This is a genomic window from Flavisphingomonas formosensis (assembly GCF_009755815.1).
GTDB lineage: Bacteria > Pseudomonadota > Alphaproteobacteria > Sphingomonadales > Sphingomonadaceae > Flavisphingomonas > Flavisphingomonas formosensis.
On the sequence record NZ_WRPK01000003.1, the window covers coordinates 560,880 to 582,208 of the forward strand.

13 protein-coding genes and 1 tRNA gene are annotated in these 21,329 nt (G+C 66.5%); 12 read left to right on the top strand and 2 right to left on the bottom strand.

The genetic code is table 11. From position 1 onward, the window contains the following. The first annotated feature begins 11 nt into the window (after nt 1-11). The 5 genes from GQY20_RS12050 (at nt 12) to cysS (ending at nt 14,114) form a co-directional block, all read left to right on the top strand. On the top strand, nt 12-2,030 hold the full coding sequence (locus GQY20_RS12050; RefSeq protein ID WP_232476010.1) for an adenylate/guanylate cyclase domain-containing protein: 2,019 nt from the start codon (nt 12-14) through the stop codon (nt 2,028-2,030). Continuing rightward, the gene (locus GQY20_RS12055; protein WP_232476011.1) at nt 2,017-2,784 is read left to right on the top strand and encodes a hypothetical protein; all 768 of its coding nucleotides are present in this window, start codon (nt 2,017-2,019) and stop codon (nt 2,782-2,784) included. The genes GQY20_RS12050 and GQY20_RS12055 overlap by 14 nt, the downstream gene beginning before the upstream one ends. A 256-nt stretch (nt 2,785-3,040) precedes the next feature. Further along, the gene (locus GQY20_RS12060) at nt 3,041-4,861 is read left to right on the top strand and encodes a ShlB/FhaC/HecB family hemolysin secretion/activation protein (RefSeq protein WP_198350927.1); all 1,821 of its coding nucleotides are present in this window, start codon (nt 3,041-3,043) and stop codon (nt 4,859-4,861) included. A 40-nt stretch (nt 4,862-4,901) separates the two neighbouring features. Continuing rightward, nucleotides 4,902-12,533, top strand: a complete 7,632-nt coding sequence (locus GQY20_RS12065) for a hypothetical protein (protein ID WP_157217300.1) — start codon at nt 4,902-4,904, stop codon at nt 12,531-12,533. 63 nt (nt 12,534-12,596) lie between these two features. Beyond that, nucleotides 12,597-14,114 (top strand): cysteine--tRNA ligase, encoded by a 1,518-nt coding sequence (gene cysS / locus GQY20_RS12070; RefSeq protein WP_157217301.1) that lies wholly within the window; start codon nt 12,597-12,599, stop codon nt 14,112-14,114. 2 nt (nt 14,115-14,116) lie between these two features. Here cysS and GQY20_RS12075 read toward each other — a convergent pair whose 3' ends face one another. Beyond that, nucleotides 14,117-14,821 (bottom strand): cyclic nucleotide-binding domain-containing protein, encoded by a 705-nt coding sequence (locus GQY20_RS12075; protein WP_157217302.1) that lies wholly within the window; start codon nt 14,819-14,821, stop codon nt 14,117-14,119. Between the two features lie 250 nt (nt 14,822-15,071). Between GQY20_RS12075 and ubiE the strand changes: the two genes are divergently transcribed. The 7 genes from ubiE (at nt 15,072) to GQY20_RS12110 (ending at nt 20,396) form a co-directional block, all read left to right on the top strand. Further along, nucleotides 15,072-15,803: a bifunctional demethylmenaquinone methyltransferase/2-methoxy-6-polyprenyl-1,4-benzoquinol methylase UbiE gene (gene ubiE, locus GQY20_RS12080; protein WP_157217303.1), complete on the top strand. Its 732-nt coding sequence runs from the start codon at nt 15,072-15,074 to the stop codon at nt 15,801-15,803. Nucleotides 15,804-15,861: 58 nt separating this feature from the next. After that, nucleotides 15,862-17,394, top strand: coding sequence for a 2-polyprenylphenol 6-hydroxylase (ubiB, locus tag GQY20_RS12085; protein ID WP_157217304.1), 1,533 nt, complete (start codon nt 15,862-15,864; stop codon nt 17,392-17,394). 106 nt (nt 17,395-17,500) lie between these two features. Next, on the top strand, nt 17,501-18,718 hold the full coding sequence (gene coaBC / locus GQY20_RS12090; protein ID WP_157217305.1) for a bifunctional phosphopantothenoylcysteine decarboxylase/phosphopantothenate--cysteine ligase CoaBC: 1,218 nt from the start codon (nt 17,501-17,503) through the stop codon (nt 18,716-18,718). Then, on the top strand, nt 18,708-19,157 hold the full coding sequence (gene dut / locus GQY20_RS12095) for a dUTP diphosphatase (protein WP_157217306.1): 450 nt from the start codon (nt 18,708-18,710) through the stop codon (nt 19,155-19,157). The genes coaBC and dut overlap by 11 nt, the downstream gene beginning before the upstream one ends. Continuing rightward, nucleotides 19,154-19,903 (top strand): HesA/MoeB/ThiF family protein, encoded by a 750-nt coding sequence (locus GQY20_RS12100; protein WP_157217307.1) that lies wholly within the window; start codon nt 19,154-19,156, stop codon nt 19,901-19,903. Before dut ends, GQY20_RS12100 begins: the two co-directional genes overlap by 4 nt. Next, nucleotides 19,885-20,253 carry a peroxiredoxin gene (locus GQY20_RS12105; protein ID WP_232476012.1) on the top strand — a complete coding sequence of 123 codons (369 nt, stop codon included), beginning with the start codon at nt 19,885-19,887 and terminating at the stop codon, nt 20,251-20,253. The genes GQY20_RS12100 and GQY20_RS12105 overlap by 19 nt, the downstream gene beginning before the upstream one ends. Nucleotides 20,254-20,320: 67 nt before the next feature. Beyond that, nucleotides 20,321-20,396, top strand: a tRNA-Glu gene (locus GQY20_RS12110). Between the two features lie 276 nt (nt 20,397-20,672). Here the strand turns inward: GQY20_RS12110 and GQY20_RS12115 are convergent. Beyond that, nucleotides 20,673-21,071, bottom strand: coding sequence for a hypothetical protein (locus GQY20_RS12115; protein WP_198350928.1), 399 nt, complete (start codon nt 21,069-21,071; stop codon nt 20,673-20,675). Nucleotides 21,072-21,329: the final 258 nt, after the last annotated feature.

Sequence of the window (21,329 nt, forward strand, 5' to 3'; positions counted from 1 at the left end):
GCGCAGCGATCGTGCCCGACGCATCGTCCGAAACCGTTGCCGGCAGCCGCTTCTCGCGTGCCGAGCTGCGCCGGACGCTCCGGCGTATCGGCCTGTGGCGACTCGCAGCAACGATCCTGTTCCTGCTGCTGGCGATGCTCTTCGCGCGCTTCTCCTGGTCGGTGCCGCTCGCACGCGATGCCGAGCGGGCGCTGTACGATTTTCGCGCGGTGCTGGCCTCGCCGCATGTCGAGCAGGACAAGCGGATCACGCTGGTCGTCTATACCGACGACACGCTGCGCGCCACGGGCAAGCGATCGCCGCTCGATCGCGCCGTGCTGGCGCGCGCTTTGCGCACGCTGGATGCAATGAAGCCCAAGGCGATCGGCATAGACATATTGATCGATCAGGCCCAGCCGGAGGACGCCGAACTGATCGCGGCCTTTCGCGCGATAAAAACGCCGACCTATCTGGGCTTTGCCTCCAATGCGACCAACGGCACCTTCATGCAGCTGTGGCAGGAGGAGTTTCTACGCGGTTTCCTGCGGTCGATACACAGCGCGACCGTGAAGCCCGCCAGCATCCGCTTCGAAGCCGACAAAGAGGACAATGTCGAGCGCAGCTGGCCCTCGCAGCCAGCCACCCTGCCGCCGCTGCTGGCCAATGCGATGGTGCCGTTTCACCCTGCGTTCCGGGACTATCGCGGGAGCATTCGGTACCGGCTGCCGCTCTACGAGGATCGCGGCGTTTTCAATAAGCTCCCTATAGACTTATTTGCCCTTCCTGCCATAGCGGATCAGCTCAGGTCGAAGATCGAGGGCCGCTATGTGCTGATCGGTGGAGACATTAGCGACGTCGACCAGTTCGAAACACCGGCGACGCGGATCAGTGGGGAAACGACGACCGGGCTGGAAATACACGCGACGATGCTGGCCCAGTTGCTCGACGACGTCAGGCTGACGATCATACCCGGATGGGCGCTGTGGCTCGGCGCGCTGCTGATCGTGCCGGCGGGCGCGCTCACCAGCCTCGGCGAGCTTGCGCCGCTGCGGCTCGCGGCGGTGCTGATCGGGCAATTGCTGCTCGGCCTCGGCATACCGGTCTGGCTGCAATTCTCGGGAGTGGACACGCAGGAACTTCCCATGTTCGGCTGGGCGGTGGGCTGGATCTTCGCCTTCGCCGCCGCAGGCACGGCGGCGAAGGCGGTCGGATCGGAGGAGCGGCTGTTCGCGCAGGCCGCGCTCGGCAAATATCTGCCGCGGGACGTGGTGCAGCAGATTCTGCGCGATCCGGAGCAACTGGCCCTGCATGGCGAGAAACGCCGGATCTTTGCGCTGTTCACCGACCTCGAGGGTTTCACCAAGCTGAGCCATGCAATCCCGCCGGAACTGGTTGCCACTCTGCTCAACCGCTATCTCGACATGATGAGCGAGATCGTGCTGAAGCATGGCGGAACGCTCGACAAGTTCGTCGGCGATGCTGTCGTCGCCTTCTGGGGCGCGCCGATCGCCCGACCGGACGACGGCGACAGGGCGTTGCGCGCCGCGATCGAGATGCACGAGGCAGGAGAGGGTTTTCGGCGCCCCTCGAGCGACGCGCTCCCGGCACTCGGACGGACGCGGATCGGGCTGCATTGCGGCGATGCGGTGGTCGGCAATTTCGGCGGCGAAGACCGCATCCAATATACCGCGCTGGGCGATGCGATGAATACCGCGTCGCGCCTGGAGGCGGCGAACAAAAGGCTGGGCACGGCGATCCTGATCAGCCAGCAGGCGCGCGAACGCATCCAGCAATCCGCACTGCGACCGCTGGGGCGAATCCTCCTGCGCGGGCGATCGACACCGGTCGACATATTCGAGCCGGTGGATGCGGCCGAAAATCCCCATGTGACGGACCTCACAGCATTATTGCGGCGATTCGACGATGGTGATCCCCATGCAATCGCCGATCTCGAAAAAGTGTCGGAAGCGCGCCCCGACGACCGCGCGCTCGCCCAACTGCTCGATCGGCTGCGAAAGATTGGACCGGGAGGCTATTTTGTCTTGGACTAAATTTGTAGCGCCGCTGCGCGCCATCACGGGCATCGCACTGGTCTGTGCCGCCGGCGCAGCCTCTGCGGAAGTACTCGTCGTGCGGTCGAGCGGACCGTCGGCGGGAAGTTATCCGCCGGGGCGGCAACTGCCGGACGCTACCTCGATCGCGCTCAAGGCGAACGACATGATCGTCCTGCTCGACGGCGCCGGCACGCGCACCTTGCGTGGGCCGGGCACGTTCAGCGCGGCCGCGTCTTCCGATCAGGCGAGCGGAACGCGCAACACCCTGACCGCGCTCGTCACCCAACGTGCGGAGCGGCGGGCACGGATCGGGGCGGTTCGCGGTGAAACAGAGGTCTCGGCGAACGAGCCTGCACGCAGCCCGAACATCTGGTACACCGATGTACGCCGTAGCGGACGCGTATGCGTGCGCGAAGGCAGCACGCCGGTGCTGTGGCGACCCGACATCCGGCAGCCGCTGAACGCGACCATCACGGGCCCGGACGGCAGCCAGACCCCGGTGACCTGGTCGGCCGGCCAAGCGGCAGCGGCCTGGCCCGCCGCCGCGAAGCTGGCGCTGAACGGCGATTATGCGCTGACGTGGCAGAAGGGCGAGAAACCGACGAAGCTGACCTTCGTGGCGATCGGCATCGAACCCGCCGGCATCGAAGATATGGCGAGCGCGCTGATCCGCAACGGTTGCCAGGCACAGCTCGACCTGCTGATCGAAACCGTCGCGTTGCCGGAAACGAAGTCGGGCAAGAGCGGCTGAATCGGCCTGATCAGGGGCGTTGGCGCTTGCAACCCTCGGCAGCGGCTGTTAGCCCAACCCCAACGGTCGCACCGTGTACGACAGGGATGGTGTTTTCCGGCAAAGGCCAGCAAGGCCCCGGAAAAAGCTGGGGGCCGGCCCATTCGGTTCGGAGCCCACCGCGCTCGATGGCCGCCACATGATCTCCGGTGGCGGCTGGCCGGCATGTCCTTCTATACGAATCGGTAGAATGGTGGCGGCGCAAAGGGGCGCGATGATGAATTGCTGGCACAAGGCGGGCCGATATTCGGGCCTGATCTTGGCACTTCTCGCTGGCGCGGCACGGCCCGCGCTTGGGCAGCAGCTGTCGACCGGCGTCAGTGCACCGACGCGCGAGGAGATTCAGCGCGCCCCCGCTCAGGATGGTCAGCCTGCACCGAGCCGGCTGACCGTCGAAGGCGAAGTGGAGCGTGCACCCTGTCCGCTCGCCGATCCGAAGTTCCAGTCGGTCACCTTCACGCTGCAGAATGTGGTGTTCGACGATCTGCGCGGGCTCACCGCCGCGCAGCTGGCATCGTCCTGGCAGGACCTGCGCGGCAAGACGATCCCGATCGCCTCGGTCTGCGAGATCCGCGACGCGGCGGCGACGATCCTGCGACGGGCCGGCTATCTGGCCGCGGTGCAGGTTCCCCCGCAGAAGATCGGTGACGGGACGGTCCATCTCCAGGTGCTCATGGCGAAGATCGTCGCCGTGCAGGTCCGCGGCAACGCCGGGCGGTCGGAAAGGCTGATCGCTGGCTATCTGGAAGCACTGAAGAAGGAAGAGGTTTTCAACCAGCGCGAGGCGGAACGCTATCTGCTGCTTGCGCGCGACCTTCCCGGCTACGACGTGCGGCTCGTGCTCCGGCCGGCGGGCACCGTGCCGGGCGAAGTGATCGCCGAGGTGTCGATCCGCAAGACGCCGGTCGCGATCGAAGCCAATATCCAGAACTACGGATCGCGCGAGGTGGGCCGTTTCGGCGGCATGATCCGGGGCGAGGTCTACGGCCTGCTCGGCATGGGCGACCGAGCGTCGGCGAGCCTCTTCTCGACCGCGGACTTCGAAGAGCAGCAGGTGCTGCAGCTCGGCTACGACTTCCGTGTCGGGCGGCAAGGGCTGACGATCGGCGGCAATTACACCCAGGCATGGACCCATCCCGGCATTGCGGGGAATTTCCCGATCCGATCGAACACCCGGGTCTATAATCTCGAAGCCTCCTACCCCTTCGTGCGGCGGCAGGATCTCAATCTGCGCGGCGCGGTGGGCCTCGACGTGATCGATCAGGATGTGCGCTTCGGTGGCGCGGCACTGAACCGCGACCGGCTGCGCATGCTCTACGCGCGGCTGGACTTCGACGCGACCGATGCGACCAGCCTCGCGGGCGGGCCGCGCTTCAATGCGATCGAGCCGCGCTGGCGGATCGGCGGATCGGTGGAGATCCGCAAGGGTATCGATATCTTCAATGCCAGCAAGCCCTGCTCGCGACCATCCAGCCTGATCTGCAGCCTGATCCTGCCGACGCTGACCCATCCGGACGGCGATCCGCGGGCGACGGTGTTCCGGGCTGACGCACGCTTCGAATATCGACCGATGCGCGGCATCGCCTTCTTCCTCTCGCCGCGCGGGCAATATTCGGCCGATCCGCTACTGAGCTACGAGGAATATTCGGTCGGCAACTATACGGTCGGCCGCGGTTACGATCCGGGCACATTGCTCGGCGACAGCGGCGTCGGCTTCCAGAGCGAAATCCGGCTGGGCTCGATCGTGCCCAAATCGGGCAAGGACCTGGCGATACAGCCATTCGCCTTCTTCGATGCAGCCTGGGTGTGGAACCAGGACAAGGGCTTCTACCGGCCCTATGCGGAGCGCGATCCTCAGCATCTCTATTCCGCGGGCGGCGGGGCGCGCGTGGCGTGGGGCGACCGGGCGCGGTTTGATGCGACGGTGGCAGTGCCGCTCAGCCATCCGCCCGCCTTTCTCGCTGGCGTCCAGCGCCCCAAGGGCGATGTCCGTTTCCTGATTTCGTTGACCACGCGCCTGTGGCCCTGGGCCTACTGATCAAAGCAGCAGCCGGATCCAGCCGGCGGGGAGTGATGTGATGTCGAGCAAGGCAATGTCGTCCGGAGGGCATATCCGCCGCCGCCACTTGCCCCTGCTGGCGAGTTGTGCGCTGGCGGCCGTGCTGGCCATGCCGTCGGTAGCACGAGGCCAGGCGTTTCAGGGCGCGCCCAGTACGGCATCCGGCAGCGTCGGATACGACCGCTCGACGCCGGGCATCGAAACGATCACGATCGGATCTTCCAGCGCGATCATCAACTGGACACCGAGCGACAGCGGATCGGGCGGCGGAACGATAGATTTCCTGCCCAAGGACAATGTCGCGAACTTTACGGGCCGCGGCAACTATACTGTCCTCAACCGGATCATACCCGAGGATCCAAGCCGGCCGATCGGGCTGAACGGCACCATCAACAGCACGATCGGATCGGCACGCGGCGGTACTTTATGGTTCTACAGCCCGGGCGGCATCGTGGTTGGATCGTCCGCCACCTTCAACATCGGCAGCCTGCTGCTCACGGCAGACGACATCATCAGCAAGCCCGGCGCGAAGACCGTCCAGTTCCGCGGCGATGCCGACAGCCGCGCCGCGGTGTCCGTCGAGAAAGGCGCGAAGATCAATGCGCTGAACGCGGGCAGCTATGTCGCGCTGATCGCCCCGAGGATCAGCCAGGCCGGCACGGTGACGGTGAACGGCACCGCCAACTATGTGGCGGCGGAGGCTGCCGACATCACGATCACGCAAAACCTGTTCGACATCCAGGTGACGACGGGATCCTATGTCGATCCCAAGATCGCGGGCGACGAGGTGACGTTGAGCCACACCGGCACGACCACCGGGCCCGCCAGCACGGGATCGGGCGATCCGCACCTGGTGATGATGGTGGCGGTGCCCAAGAACGACGCGGTGACCATGCTTGTCGGCGGCAATGTCGGCTTCGAAGCCGCATCGAACGCCAGCATCGAAAATGGCGTCGTCGTGCTCTCTTCGGGATCGAACATCCGCACCTTCTTCGACAATTACGGCGATTTCCAGCTGGGCATCGACTTCAACCTGGGCGTCGGACAAAATGCCGACCTGAAGCTGACCGACGGAACTTTCTCTTCCCGCGTGCTGGCAGCGGCGACCAATGACGTAAGCGTTGCCGGCAATCTGAATTTCTCGAAAAATCTGGTGATCAACGCCGGCCAGGACATCCACTTCGAGGCGGATGCGGGAAAGCTGATCCAGGTCGGGGGCGATCTGGTCCTGCAATCCTTCGGCTTCGATGCCAATGCCTATCCGGTGCCCGCCACCGTCACCCTCGCGGCCAAAGGCGGCACGGTGAAGGTCGGCGGCGACGCCACGCTGATCGTTTCCGGCCTCGATGCCCAGCTCGGCAACGTGACGGCGGGGACGGCGAAGATCGAAGGCAATGGCGGCACGATCACGATCGGCGGCGATCTTGCTTTGAAGGCCGATGCGCTGCCCGGCCATGACGAGGCGGTCGCCGGAACGGCATCGATCGCCATGACCGGCGGATCGCTCACCATCGGCGGCGCTCTCGCTCTCTCGGCCGAAGCGGACGGCAATGTGGCGAGCGGCGGACGCATCTCGGTGCTGGCGGACGGCGCCAAGATCGCCGTCACCAAGGGCATCACGGCATCCACCAAGGCGACCGGCAATAGCGGCTTTCAGACCCAGACGATCGGCGGCGGCGGATGGGGCGATGCCGAGGGTGGCTCGATCTCGATCGTCACCACCGGCACCCCCGTCGCATCGATTTCCGCTACCGACGCGACACTGATCGCCTCGGCCGTCGGCGCGGACGGGATAGGCGGCACCGACGGCGGCAATGCCACGGGCGGAACGATCGTCCTGGGCGCGGGCGCCGGGAGCCTGACGCTCGGCAACGTCACCGCGGACGCCAGCGCGACCGGCGGCCGGGGATCGGATGCCTGGAGCGGCAGCGGCTATCACGGAGGCGCCGGCCGCGGCGGCACGATCGACATCTATGCCAATGCCGGCACGCTGACCGTAGGCGACGTAAGTTTCGACGTTTCCGGCTTCGGCGGTGACGGCGGCAACGCATTCGAGACCGGCTATGGCACGCCCCATGGCGGCGATGGCGGCTTCGGCACCGGCGGCAACGCCAGTTTCCGCGCGGTCAGCGGCGGGGCGGCCTCCGCCAACACTCTTTCGATCACGGCCAACGGCGCCGGCGGCGCCGGCGGCAGCGGGTCGTTTCAGGGAAAAGACGGTTCGGCCGGCAATGGCGGGGGCGGATCGATCGAGGTTTCGACGACCGGCGGCATCGTGACGATACGCGGTACGAGCGTCGACCTGTTTGCAACCGGCACGTCCGGGAATGGCGTCATGATGGCCGGCGAAGGCGGATCCGAGGGACGTGGCGGCGTCATCCTGGTTTCCGCGATCGATGGGACGATCGGCGCACCCTCCGGATCCAGCGGCTTCGCGCTGAACGCCGACGCCAGCGGCTTCGGCGGCTACTCCACCGCGGCAGGCGGCACCGGCGCCAACGGCACCGGCGGCCGGATCACCGTCGAAGCGGACCAAGGCGAAGCCGGCGTTCCAGGCAGGATCACGTCCCGTTCGATGACGCTGACCGCCGATGGACGCGGCGGCGATTCCGCGCAATCCTTCGCCTCGCCGCTTGGTGGCGGCGGAAGCGGCGATGGCGGCGTTGGAAGCGGGGGCACGATCACCCTCGATGCGGCGTCGGGGGAGCTTCGCTCGGGCGACGTAGGGCTGTCGGCGCGCGGGCGGGGCGGCACCTCCAATTCCGGGGGGACCGGCGGGCTGGGCCAGGGCGGCACCGTTGGACTGAGCTCCGGCTCTTCCTCCTCCCATAGCGGTACGATCGCGCTCGGCGATGTATCGATCGACGCGCGGGGCTTCGGCGGCGGCCCGGGCGAGATGAGCATCGGCAATGCCGATGGCGGCGAAGGCCGGGGCGGCAATGTGAACCTCTCGGTGACTGCCGGCTCGCTCAAGGCGAGCCGTTTCGATGCGGATGCCGGAGGCATCGGTGGCGACGGGCTGCCGGGCAATCCGGACAGCCCCTTCGGCTCCGGTGGCGGAAATGGCGGCGACGGTCGCGGCGGCACGATCATGGCGACGATCGCCACCTCGGCCAGCAGCAGCAACAGCATCGACCTCGGCAGCGCAGCGAATCTGCACGCAAGCGGCCAGGGCGGCGCGGGTGGCAGCGGCGCCGGTAATGGCATGGGCGGCCATGGCGGCAGCGGCTTCGGCGGATCGATCGGCTTCAGCGACGCGGACCCGCTCCTCCTGGCGCTTACCGCGGACGGTGTGGGCGGCGCGGGTGGCAATGGCGCCACCGGCGGCATGGGCGGCAGCGGCAGCGGCGGCGCCATCAGCCTGTCGAGCTTTGGCGGGACTCTGCTGGCGGATAGCGCGCTGCTCTCCGCCAAGGGACTGGGCGGGGCCGGCGGCATGGGCCTGTCCGGCGACGGCGGAACCGGCGGTGCGGGCACTGGCGGTTTGATCGATCTTTATGCGAGCGGCGGCGGCATGCTCACGATCAAGGCGCTCTCGGCATCCGCGGCGGGCATCGGGGGTGCCGGCGGCGACAGTGCCGATGGTGGCAATGGCGGCAGCGGCGGCGATGCCGCGGGCGGCGCCATCGGTTTTACTGCCGATGGCGGTGCGACCGCAGCCATCGCCAATGCAACGGCGATCGATGCGAGCGCGACCGGCGGCGCCGGCGGCGTGGGCAGTTCCGGTGTGACAGGCGGAACGGGTGGCCAAGGCGGCCAGGCGAACGGAGGCGGCATCACGCTGCTGGCCAGCGGCCAAGGCACGCTCTCTATCCTGGATGATCCGCATTCCGCGCTGATCTTCGACGTTCGCGCCACGGGTGGCGCGGGTGGCCGTGGCGGCGATGCGTCGGGGATCGGCTCGGCGGCCGGCGACGGCGGTGCCGGTGGCGCGGGGAATGGCGGCTTTGCCTCCGTCTCCGCATCCGGCGGTTCGATCCGTCTCGGCAGCGCATCGCTGCTGGCGGACGGCGCGGGCGGCCAGGGCGCGGCCGGCGGCAGCGGTACGGGCGGCCCCTCCCCCCAACCCAATCAACCGCCGATCGCGCCGGTCAACGGCGCCGCGGGAGCGAATGGCCCGGGCGCGGGCGGACGCGTGGTGATCGCCGTAGCGGACGACAACGAACTGGGTCTGTCCGGTTCCGCACAGCTCGGCACCATCGTGATCGGAGCAAGCGGCGATCAGGCGGGCTTCGTCGAAATCACCGATCGCGCCGCGGGGCCGACGGGATCGCTGCGCATCGCCAATCTTACAGCCTCAGCGAATGGCGCAGCATCAGCCACGACGCCGAACATCAGCGTTTATTCGGAGAGCGGCGCGATCGAAATACAGGGATCGGCAGCGCTCACCACCGGCGGCTCGGCACAGTTCGACTTCGCGGATACCGGCGGGCTCGATGTCGGAGGTGACCTGTTCGTCACCACCGGCCAGCGGATCGATATCAACCATGCCGGCCAGGCCGCGACGCCAGCCGACAGCATCCACGCCGGTTCGGCGAATTTCGAGGCTGGAACCGCCTTTTCAGCGACACCGGGCAGCGTCGTCCGGACGGACGAGGATCTGTCCATCATCGCCTTAAACGGCCCGGTCGACGCCGCCACGGTGCGCGCGGGCGGCAAAATGACGGTGCAGGCATCGCAGGATGTGACGATCGGCCAGGCGCATGCCGGCGGCGACATTGGACTCACCTCGCTGGCCGGTTCCGTGCTGGTGTCGGATATCGCATCCGACGGCCTCGTCGATGCGATCGGCAACGCCGTGACCCTGACCGCGCCGGGGGCGCTCGCTATCCGATCGGCAACGTCGCGGATCGGCGATGTCGCGATCACGGCCGTCAACGATCTGTCGGTTCTCGCTGCCGATGCAGCACAGGATCTATTGCTGAGCGGCGCGGGCATCACGGGCAGCACGATCGGCGCCACGCGCGACGTGAAGATCGATGCCGTCGGCAATGTCGGCTTCGCCAGCGTCAGCGCCAAGCGAGACCTAGCGGTCACCGCCGGCGGCGATGCTGCAATCACCGAGGCCGATGCCGCGCGCGACATCGCGATCGACGCCAAGGGGCTGGTGAGCGCCTCGAGCCTCACCGCGGGCGGCAAGATCGACATCAAAGCGGGCAAGGCGACGCTGGGAGCCGCGGCCACCACCGGCAGCGGCGCGATCGAGGTGACCAGCGTCGGCGACATTCAGTTCATCGCCGTCCACTCAGGCGGCGGCGTGACCTTCACCAGTGCCCAGGGCGGCATCACGGGAGGCTCGATCGACGCCAAGGGAGCAATGGCGCTCGATGCGGACGCTGGCATCGACACACATAGCCTGTCGGCCGGCGGCAAAATCGATCTCTCTGCCGGCCATGGCGCAATCCTGGTGCGCGACGATATCGCCAGCGGCGGCGTGGTGAACGCAACCGGAACGGCGGTGACGCTGACCGCGACCGGAAAGCTTGCGATCGACAATGTGGCCGCCACCGGAGGAGACGTCAGGATCAATGCTGCCGGCGACCTCTCGGTCGACAAGGCGACCGCCAGCCAGTCGGTGACTCTGGGCAGCAGCGGCGGCACGCTGGACGTGCAGAATGCCACTGCGGGCGGCACGGGCTCGCTCACGCTGACGGCTGCGGGCGACATCGGCTTCGGCGAGCTCACCGCGCCTGGCGCCGTGACGGTGCAGAGCATCGGCGGGTCCGTGACCGGCGACGCCATCGACCCGACGACAGTCAGCGTCAGCGCGGCCGGCACCATCGTGATTACGACGGTCCATTCCGATGGCGACATCCAGCTGAGCAGCAGCGGCGGTGCGATCCAGATCGCGGACATCGCCGCGGGCGGTCTGGTCGATGCGAGCGGTACGGCTGTGACGCTGACCGCGCTGGGCGGCCTCTCCATCGATAACGTCCAATCTTCCAAAGGCGATATCCACGTGAACGCGGGCGGGCCGCTCTCGGTCAATTCCGCGAACGCGGCCGGCGCCCTTTCGCTAGACGTCGGCACTGGCGGGCTCAGCGCCCAATCGCTTCAGGCCGGCAAAGGCGCGACGATCGATGCCGCTGCCGGGATCGACATCGATACGCTCCACGCCGGCAGCGACATCGACCTGACTTCGAGCGGCGGCGCTGTGCTGGTGCGCAGCGACATAGCATCCGGCAGCCATGTGGATGCGCGAGGCACTGCCGTCACGCTGAACGCGATCGGCGACCTGCACGTCGGCTCGGTCACATCGACCAGCGGCGACATCGCGCTGCTCGCGGCCACGCTCTCGGTCGATCAGGCCCGGTCTGCCGGCGGGGCAACCTTCTTCGCAAGCGATGCCGTGACGATCGGCGATGCCCGCGCGGCCACCGACATCGACATCCAATCCGGCGGAACGGCCGGGCTCACCGGCGATGTCGAGGCCGGATCCGCCCTTGGCCTCGCCGCGCAGGGCCTCGTGACGATCGAGGGCAAGGCAATAGGCGAAACCATCGCCATCGCTTCGTCCGATATCAGGATCGGCAATGCGGCGGTGATCGGGGGCGGCACCGAGACATCGCAGATCACGCTGCGCAACAGCGCGCCAGGCACCACGACCACGATCGGTGGCAGTGGCGGCAGCCAGGGCTATGTGCTCGACAATGGTGAATTTTCGCGCCTCCACGCGCAGAACATCACCATCCGCGTCGACGCGCCCGGCGCCCTGGTACCGAGCGCGCCCGATATCCGCATCGAGGATCTGGATGTGATCGGCGCCGACGGCGCCAACGCCAATATCGCCTCCGCGACCGGCGCGCTCACCATCCTGAGCCCCGGTGGCCTGCGCGTCGCGGGCGACGTGCGGTTCACCGATGCGGCCAGCGGCAACATTCTCTCCCTGAACGCGGGCGGGCTGCTGGACGTCATCACGCCGGACGGATCGGTAACGATCACCGGCAAGGACGATACGCTGTCGGGGCGCTTGCAGCTTGGCGCCAACAGCATCTTCGTCGGCACGCTCAAGGCCGAGCAGGATCTGGCGACGCTAACCGATACGGAAGCCCGCAATGGCCGCCTCGGAGAGAATGACGGGCTCGACAACAGCGCCGGCTACATCCAGGCGGGCGCGCTGGAATTTACGCCCGGCGAGTCGCTGTACATCCAGAATAGCGGGCAGAACGGCACCACGCCCGGCACGCGCGGCGGCTTCACGGCGCGCAGCGTCGCTATCGTCACGCCAGCGAACGGGACGCAGACGGACATCGTGCTCAACGGCCGCATCCTCAACAGCGACGGCAGCTTCACGACCGGCAAGGCGATCATCCCGCTGATCAAGATCCAGCAGGCGGACAGCGACAAGCCCGGAAGCTATACGCTTGGCTCCAAGGCCAACAACTGCCTGATCGCAGGCGGCGATTGCGTGGAGGGCGGTGGCGGCCCGCCGACGCCGCCGGTTCAGGACATCGTCTCGGTGATCGACGGCGACACGCCAATCGGCGTGCTGACGCCGTTCCTCGACCAGACCGCGATCCAGCTGATCGATTTCGATCCCTATACGGTCATGCCGGATATCGACGATCCGGTGACCGGTGCGGGCAATGACGATCTGTGGAGCGCGATCTGCCCGGGCACGGCGGCGGGCTCTCCCTGCAAGCTGCAGTGAACGGGCAGCAGGGTTCCGCCAAAAGCGTTCCCCTTTTCCGCACGATGTTCTACGGGGCGGCGCATGACACGCTCTGCACCCGTGACCCTGTTCAACAGCCTCACCCGGACGATCGAACCGTTCGAACCGATCGATCCCACGATGGTGAGGCTCTACAGTTGCGGGCCGACCGTCTATAATTTCGCGCATCTCGGCAATCTGCGCGCCTATGTGTTCACCGACAGCCTGCGCCGGATGCTCAACTGGAAGGGCTGGCCGGTCAATCACGTCATCAACATCACCGATGTCGGCCACCTGACATCGGACGCGGATGTGGGCGACGACAAGATGGAGCTGGCCGCCCGCAGCGCCAACATGACGATCTGGGACGTCGCCGCCTTCTACACCCAGGCCTTCAAGCGCGATCTCGCCGCGCTCAACATCATCGACCCGACGCTGTGGAGCGTCGCGACCGATCATGTGCAGGACATGATCGCCTTCGCACGCAAGATCGAGGCGGCTGGATCGACCTACGAGCTGGAGAGCGGCCTCTATTTCGATACATCGACGGTGCCGGACTATGGCCGGCTCGCCGGCGCGCGCGGTGACGAGGTGATGGGCCGTATCGCCGAGGTGGAAGGCAAGCGCCACCCGAGCGACTTCGCCGTCTGGCGCCGATCACCGGAAGGCGCCGAACGGCTGATGGAATGGACCTCGCCCTGGGGCCCCGGCGCGCCGGGTTGGCATCTCGAATGCTCGGTGATGAGCCTCAAATATCTCGGCGCGCAGTTCGACATCCACACCGGCGGGATCGATCATCGCGAGATCCATCACTGCAACGAGATCGCACAGAACCAGGCTTTTACCGGAACCGAGAAAACCGGGGCAAACTTCTGGATGCACAACAATTTCCTGATCGATCGAACCGGTAAGATGTCGAAATCCAAGGGGGATTTCGCGACCTTGCCGTCCCTGATCGACAAGGGCATCCACCCGCTCGCCTACCGGCTGCTCTGCCTGTCCGCCCATTATCGCAGCGAACTGGAATTCTCGGTGGAGAATATCGCGGCGGCGCTCACCCGCTTGAAGCGGCTGGTGATGGGCGTGGCTCAGCTTCGCGCAAAAGCCGGCGAGCTTGCATGGCTACGGGCGATTACCGAGACGCGGTACAGCCGCGGTGCGGCGACCAGCTATCAGCGCTCGGTGATCGAGGAGGGGCTGCCTGCGGCGGCAACGGCGCTGCTCGCCCGTTTCGACGAGGCGGTCTCCGCTGATCTGATGCTGCCGCGCGCCCTGCCGCTGCTCGAAGAGACGATCGCGCTGAAGACACTGACGCCCGACCAGCGGCTGCGCGTGCTGGCCAGCATGGATCTCGCGCTGGGCCTCGAACTGCTGACCCTGGACCGCGTGGCGATGCGTATCCGGCCGACGCACGCGCAGATCGAGGCGGACGCGGTGGAAGCGCGGCTGGAACAGCGCAAGACCGCCCGCGCCGCAAAGGATTTCGCCGCATCCGACGCAATCCGGGACGCGCTTGCCGCCAGCGGGATCGAGATCATGGACGGCGATCCGCTCGGCTGGGATTGGAAGATCGAACTTTAAGGTCAGGCGGGCTTTTCCCGTGCACCGGCCTCCGCAAGCGCGCGGTTCGCGCGCACGAGCTTGGCACGCATGTCGCGTGAAAATCCCGTTTCTAGGGCGACCTGGAGATCGGGATTTTCATCCAGGAAGCGGCGCAGCGCCGGCGCGGTGATGCACCAGAAACGCGCAATATTTTCCAGCGTCACCGTTCCGGTCGCAGGATCGCCGGACAGCACCGTCATCTCGCCGATGAAGGTCTGCGGATCGCAGGTCGCAATATGTTGGCCGCCATTGGTCACGCGGGCATTGCCCTGGCTGAGATAGAAGAGATGCTGGACACGTTCGCCCTCGTGGATCAGCACCTCGCCGGGGCGTCCTGATATCCACAGACCCTGGTTGAGCAGGTGGCGCGCCTGCTTGGGCGTCATGATCGGCAGCGCCGAATCCACCATCTCCTGCTCTTCCGCGGTGAAACGGATATTGCGGCCTCCGAACATCAGCAGCGCGATCTGCCCCAGATTGACTGCCACCAGGGTCAGCGCCAGCAGGGCCAGCAGATAATCCTTGCGGCCGGTGAGCGCGACGAAAAAGGCCAGTGCTGCCGCCACGACCAGGCCGATCCGCAGCCGAAAGCTGTTGCGCTGCAGCGTCGCCACGATGAACAGGACATAGACGAGAAGGGTAAGAAGTCCCGCCGTCGAATAGCCGGAGAACAGATCGTACTTCATCGATACCACTCCGTGAGCGGCCAAGCGTTGCGCGTTTCGTCCGGAGGAAGCAAGCCCCCGAAAAGATTCGCCTTTTATACTATGCCAAGCACATCAAACCCAACTGTAGCGTGGCTCACAGCAGCGCGCCACTTCTCCTGCGCGGCGCGGCCGGAGCGGCCCGGAAGGCTCAGACGCAGCGATGCGGAATTTGCCGTGGGCGCATCCCTTGGCTAGAGCAGCGCCAACTTCCCACCAGCGTGGCGCATCCATGACCGACACCGTTTCCTTCGGCTATACCGAAGTCTCCCCAACCGAGAAGACCGAGAAGGTTGGCGCCGTCTTCCGCAGCGTCGCATCGCGCTACGACCTGATGAACGACGCCATGTCCGGCGGGCTGCACCGGCTCTGGAAGGATCATTTTGTCCGTCAGGTGAAACCGCGGGCGGCCGAATCGATCCTGGACATGGCGGGCGGCACCGGCGACATCGCCTTCCGCCTCGCCCGTTCCGGCGCACAGGTGACGGTTGCCGATATCAATCCGGCCATGCTGGAAGTGGGCATGGAGCGCGCGAAGAAGCGCGGCATCGATGGGCTGGTGTGGACGGAGCAGAATGCCGAGACGCTGAGCTTCGACGACAAGAGCTTCGACGCCTATACGATCGCGTTCGGCATCCGCAACGTGACGCACATCCAGAAAGCGCTTGAGGAGGCGCATCGCGTGCTCAAGCGCGGCGGGCGCTTCTTCTGCCTCGAATTCTCGACGACGCAATGGCCGGGCTTCGCGGACGTCTATGACGCCTATTCGCATCACATCGTGCCGCGCGTCGGCAAGCTGCTGGCAAAGGACGAAGACAGCTACCGCTATCTGATCGAATCGATCCGTCGCTTCCCGGACATGGACCGTTTCAAGGCGATGATCGGCGAAGCGGGCTTCGTGCAGACGCGGGTCGAGCCGATCCTGGGCGGGCTTGTGGCCATTCATTCGGGATGGAAGATTTGAGCAGCCTGCGCTCCGCCGCCGCCCTGCCGCGATCGAACCGGGAAGGTGTCGCGCGCGCATGACCCGTTCGGCCGTTCATCTCTTTCGCCTCCTGCGGTGGGGCCGCACCCTGGCGCGCCATGGCGCGCTGAGCGGTATCGAGCGCGATCCGTTGACCCCGGCGCCCGTGCGGCGATTGACCCGGATCGCCCGGCTCGGCGCGCGCGTGCCGAATCAGCCGGCCTATGCCGATGCGTTCGAAGCGCTCGGCCCTGCGGCGATCAAGCTCGGTCAGGCACTCGCGACGCGGCCGGACCTCGTCGGCGAGGAAGCCGCTGCGGATCTGTTCCGCCTGCAGGACGCCCTGCCCCCCGCCCCCTACCCGCTCGTGCGCGCGGCGGTCGAACGCGGCCTGGGCAAGCCGATCGAGGCGCTCTTCTCCCATTTCGAGGAGCAGGCGATCGGTGCCGCCTCGATCGCGCAGGTGCACCGTGCGATCACCACCGATGGACGCAAGGTAGCCGTCAAGATCCTCCGCCCCGGCATCGAGGAGGAGATGGAACGCGCCATCGAGACCTATGAGTGGGCCGCGGCGCAGGCCGAAGCGATGGGCGGCGAGCTGGCGCGGCTGCGGCCCCGGCTCGTCATCGCCACTTTTCGCCAATGGACGCTGCGCGAGCTCGATCTGAGGCGCGAGGCGGCGTCCGCATCCGAGCTGGCCGAAGGCATGGAGGCGGAGCCGGGATTCGTGGTGCCCGCCGTGGATTGGAGCCGGACGTCCCGCCGCATCCTGACGATCGACTGGGTGGACGGCATCAAGCTCGCCGATCGCGAAGGGCTGTTGTCTGCCGGACATGATCTGCGGGCGCTTGCCGCCAATATCGTGCGCGCCTTCCTGCGCCAGACGATCGCTGACGGCTTCTTCCATGCCGACATGCACCAGGGCAATCTCTTCGCCCTGCCCGACGGCCGTATCGCGGCGATCGATTTCGGCATCATGGGCCGCATCGACCGCCAGGCCAGGGTGTGGCTGGCGGAGATATTGCATGGCCTGATCACCGGCAATTATAAGCGCGTGGCCGAGATTCATTTCGAAGCGGGCTATGTGCCGCCGCATCATAACCTCGCCGAATTCACGACCGCACTGCGCGCCGTGGGTGAGCCGATCCGCGGCCTTCCGGTGAAGGACATCTCGATCGGCCAGATGCTCGACGGGCTGTTCGCGATCACCCGCGCCTTCGACATGCAGACCCAGCCGCACCTGCTGCTGCTGCAGAAGACGATGGTGATGGTGGAGGGCGTGGCGCAGAGCCTCGATCCCGAGATCAACATGTGGGAAACGTCGGGCCCGTTCGTGAAAGAGTGGCTCCGGTCGGAGCTCGGCCCGGAAGCCTTCATCGCCGATCGGCTGCTGGCGGACTTCAGGACACTCACGCGGCTCCCCGAACTGGTCCGCCGGATCGAGGCCGCGTTCCCGAGCGAAGGCGCAGCCCCGCCCCCGCCGCCGCTCCGTGACGTGCAGGTGGTGAGGATCGGCGGCGGTTGGTGGCGAAACGGCCTCATCGCGATCGGCGGAGCCGTGGCGGGTGCTCTGATCATGTGGTTGCTGTGAAAGGGCGGAGGATTGCAGCAGTTGGCGATGCTCCCATATCGAAGGGCATCGTGAGCGATCGTCGTTCCTGTCGACTCGCGCGTGCGGCAAGGCGATGGAGCGGACGATGATGGGCCAGCGCATACTCCTGATCGTCGGCGGCGGCATCGCGGCCTACAAATCCTGCGAACTCATTCGGCTGATCCGCAAGAGCGGCGGCACGGTCCGCTGCGTGCTGACCGAGGCCGGACAGCATTTCGTCACGCCGATGACCCTTGCTGCACTCTCCGAGCAGCAGGTGCATACCAGCCTATTCGATCTCAAGGACGAGACCGAGATGGGGCATATCCAGCTGAGCCGCGAGGCGGATCTGGTGGTCGTCTGCCCGGCGACAGCGGATCTGATGGCGAAGATGGCCGCCGGCATCGCAGACGATCTCGCCACGACGCTGCTGATCGCCACCGACAAGCCGGTGCTCGCCGTGCCCGCTATGAACGTGCGCATGTGGAGCCATGCGGCGACCGTTCGCAACGTCGCGCGGCTGCGCGCCGATGGCGTGACGGTGGTGGAGCCTGACGAAGGTCCGATGGCGTGCGGCGAATATGGCCCCGGGCGGCTGCCCGAACCGCCGGCGATCCTCGCCGCGATCGAGCGACATTTTGCCGAGCGCAGCCATGCCGCAGCCGTGCCCCCCACCGGCATACGCACCAGCGCGCTTGCCGGACGGCACATCGTCGTCACCGCAGGACCGACGCACGAGCCGATCGATCCGGTCCGCTACATCGCAAACCGCTCTTCCGGAAAACAGGGTTTTGCCATCGCCGGCGCGCTGGCGGCGCTGGGCGCGCGGGTGACACTGGTTGCGGGGCCGGTGCAGCTCGCAACCCCCGGCGGCGTGAGGCGCGTCGACGTCGAGACCGCACGCGAGATGGCCGATGCGGTGGCCCATGCGCTGCCGGCGGATGCGGCCGTGATGGTCGCCGCGGTCGCGGACTGGCGGACAGCCGAAGCGCCTCAGAAGCTCAAGAAGGACGGATCTGCGCCTGCGGCGCTCGCGCTGGTCGAAAATCCCGATATTCTTGCCACTGTATCGCAATCGCGCGATCGGCCACGCCTCGTGGTTGGTTTTGCAGCCGAAACGAATGACGTGATCGACCACGCCGTCGCCAAGCGCGCTCGCAAAGGCTGCGACTGGATCGTCGCCAATGACGTGTCCGGCGACGTGATGGGCGGCGAGGCGAACCGCGTTCACATCGTCACCGCTTCCGGCGTAGAAAGCTGGGACGAACTTCCCAAGGACGAAGTCGCCCGGCGGCTCGCAATGAGGATTGCCGATGCCCTCTGAAACGATCGCGATCCAGATCAAGCGCCTGCCGCACGCCGAAGGGCTGCCGTTGCCAGCCTATGCGACCGTCCATGCCGCAGGCATGGACGTGGTCGCGGCCGAAGACGTGACGCTGGCCCCCGGCGCGCGCCATGCCGTCGCCAGCGGCTTTGCCATCGCAATTCCGGAAGGCTATGAGGTTCAGGTGCGGCCGCGGTCCGGCCTGGCTTTGAAGCATGGCATTACCTGCCTCAACAGCCCAGGCACGATCGATGCCGACTATCGTGGCGAGGTGAAGATCATCCTCGCCAATCTGGGCAGCGATATATTCGAGATCCGGCGCGGCGAGCGCATCGCTCAGCTCGTGCCGGCGGCGGTGACCCGCGCAGCCTTTGCCGAGGTCGATGCCCTCGATGAAACCGTGCGCGGCACGGGCGGCTTCGGATCAACGGGACGGTGACGCTCAGCGACGATCAGCTCGATCGTTATGCCCGTCATATCATCCTCAAGGAGATTGGCGGGGAAGGCCAACGCCGGCTGCTCTCCGCCCATGTCGCCGTCATCGGCGCGGGCGGCATCGGATCGCCAACGATCCAGTATCTCGTCGCTGCGGGCGTCGGACGGCTCACCCTGTTCGACGACGATCGGGTGAGCCTTTCCAACCTGCAGCGCCAGACGCTGTTCGGAACGGCCGATGTCGGGCGGCTCAAGGTGGAGGCAGCCAGCGAGGCCGCGGCGCGCCTCAATCCCGATCCGATCCTGCTCGGGCTCGATCAGCGGATCGATGCGGGCAACGCGGAATCACTGCTCGAAGGCATCGACGCGATCGTCGACGGGAGCGACAATTTCGCGACGCGGCTCGCCGTATCGGATGCGGCGACGAGCCTGCACATTCCGCTCGTCTCGGCCGCAGTGGGTCAGTTCGAAGGACAACTCGCCGTCTATCGCGGCTGGGAGGCCGACAAGCCCTGCTATCGCTGCCTCGTCGGCACCGATCCCGACCGGCCCGACATAAGTTGCGCCGATCAGGGCGTGCTCGGCGCGCTGACTGGCGTGATGGGCAGCCTCGCGGCAATGGAGGTCGTGCGCGTCTTGACCGGCTTCGGCGAAGACAGCGCCGGCAAGCTGCTGCTGCTGGATGCGCTCGCCTTCCGCATGCGGACCATCCGTCTACCCAAGGATCCGGGATGTCTGTGCGCGGCCTGACCATCATCGTGGCGGAAGCATCGACCGCCCGTTTCCGTTCCGCGCTCACCCTCGCGCTGGCCCAGGCCGCGCTGGGCGGTGCCGCGCGCCTGTTCCTGGATGGCCGTGCGGTTGCACTGACGCGGCTTCCCATCGAAGCGCTGGACGATCACGCCTATGCCGCAGCCGGTCTGCCCAGGCTCGGCCAGCTCCTCGACGAAGCGCTGGAGGCGGGTATCGGGATCATTCTCTGCCAGTCCGGGCTCTTGCTCACCGGCTCGGAACCCGCCGACCACGATCCACGCTGCGACTTCGGCGGCCTGATCGGCGTGCTGGCCGCAGCCGGCGAGGATCGCCTCCTGATGGCGTGAGAATTGTCGCGCGGAGCCGCTTGACTTGCCGTCATGCGCCTCTTAAGGACCGCGCTCCGCACATGACGGCCCCTTCGTCTAGCGGTCTAGGACGTCGCCCTCTCACGGCGAAAACACGGGTTCGAGTCCCGTAGGGGTCACCAGCGATTTCAATGCATTGACTGATACTCGCATGCCCGGAGGGGCATCCGCCGAACAGTCTGACAGCACCATGAGAGCATGCGCGGCAAGCGGGTTCCGCTCACCTGAGACAGACTTCGGGCCAGCGACAATGAACAGCCGAAAAGCACTGCCGCAGCGCTCACCTTACAAGCCAGGGTAATGTTGCGCTCGGCGCCGGCAACGATCTGGGGCCCGGAGCTGCGACCTTTGCTTGACCTGCCGAGCGATCCCACAAGGGACGATAATGGCCGGCTCGATCAACCTTTCAGCCTGGTGTTACACGCGCTCCAATATTGCGGCCATTTCTGACCCGCCGGGATCTTCCCCGCCGCCTTGTCGGCCTGCCACATCTGTCCGCATTTGCGCTGGCGATCATGCATCGCAGCCATTGCGGGACTCTGCGCGCCCGGCAGATGCGGGGCGGGTTTCGCGGCAGCGTCCTTGCCAGTCGATGCGGTGGCGGCCGGAGCAGCTGCCTGTGAGCCGCGGCATGCCGCCAGGAACTGCGCCCAATTCTTGCCGCCCAGCATATTGTTCGCCTTGGCGGCCTGATATTTAGCGCCACATTCCTTCATCACGTCATTGGCGGCATCGGCGGGGGCAGCGAAGCCCAACGCCATCACGATAACCGCCGTACCCGAGAGAAACCTGTTCACGCCCGTCCCTCCTACTCGACCGAGCGGAACATAACACAAACTTCCGTGAACGCCAGCGGCTCGGCGAGCGCATCGGAACGGTGTCTCGACGAAAAAGGTAGCGGCATTCCGATGCCAGGACAGGATAATAAACACCGAAAGCCCCGCGGGCCGTTGCCTGCGGGGTGTGCTGTTGGGGTATTGGGATGGGGTGCTGTTGGTTGCGGGGACAGGATTTGAACCTGTGACCTTCAGGTTATGAGCCTGACGAGCTACCGG

What these genes read in the sequence shown, in the direction of transcription:
- GQY20_RS12105 (WP_232476012.1), top strand. Translation starts at nt 19,885, where the DNA reads ATGTCTGTGCGCGGCCTGACCATCATCGTGGCGGAAGCATCGACCGCC.
- ubiB (WP_157217304.1), top strand. Translation starts at nt 15,862, where the DNA reads ATGACCCGTTCGGCCGTTCATCTCTTTCGCCTCCTGCGGTGGGGCCGC.
- GQY20_RS12075 (WP_157217302.1), bottom strand. Translation starts at nt 14,821, where the DNA reads ATGAAGTACGATCTGTTCTCCGGCTATTCGACGGCGGGACTTCTTACC.
- dut (WP_157217306.1), top strand. Translation starts at nt 18,708, where the DNA reads ATGCCCTCTGAAACGATCGCGATCCAGATCAAGCGCCTGCCGCACGCC.
- coaBC (WP_157217305.1), top strand. Translation starts at nt 17,501, where the DNA reads ATGATGGGCCAGCGCATACTCCTGATCGTCGGCGGCGGCATCGCGGCC.
- ubiE (WP_157217303.1), top strand. Translation starts at nt 15,072, where the DNA reads ATGACCGACACCGTTTCCTTCGGCTATACCGAAGTCTCCCCAACCGAG.
- GQY20_RS12060 (WP_198350927.1), top strand. Translation starts at nt 3,041, where the DNA reads ATGAATTGCTGGCACAAGGCGGGCCGATATTCGGGCCTGATCTTGGCA.
- GQY20_RS12065 (WP_157217300.1), top strand. Translation starts at nt 4,902, where the DNA reads ATGTCGAGCAAGGCAATGTCGTCCGGAGGGCATATCCGCCGCCGCCAC.
- cysS (WP_157217301.1), top strand. Translation starts at nt 12,597, where the DNA reads ATGACACGCTCTGCACCCGTGACCCTGTTCAACAGCCTCACCCGGACG.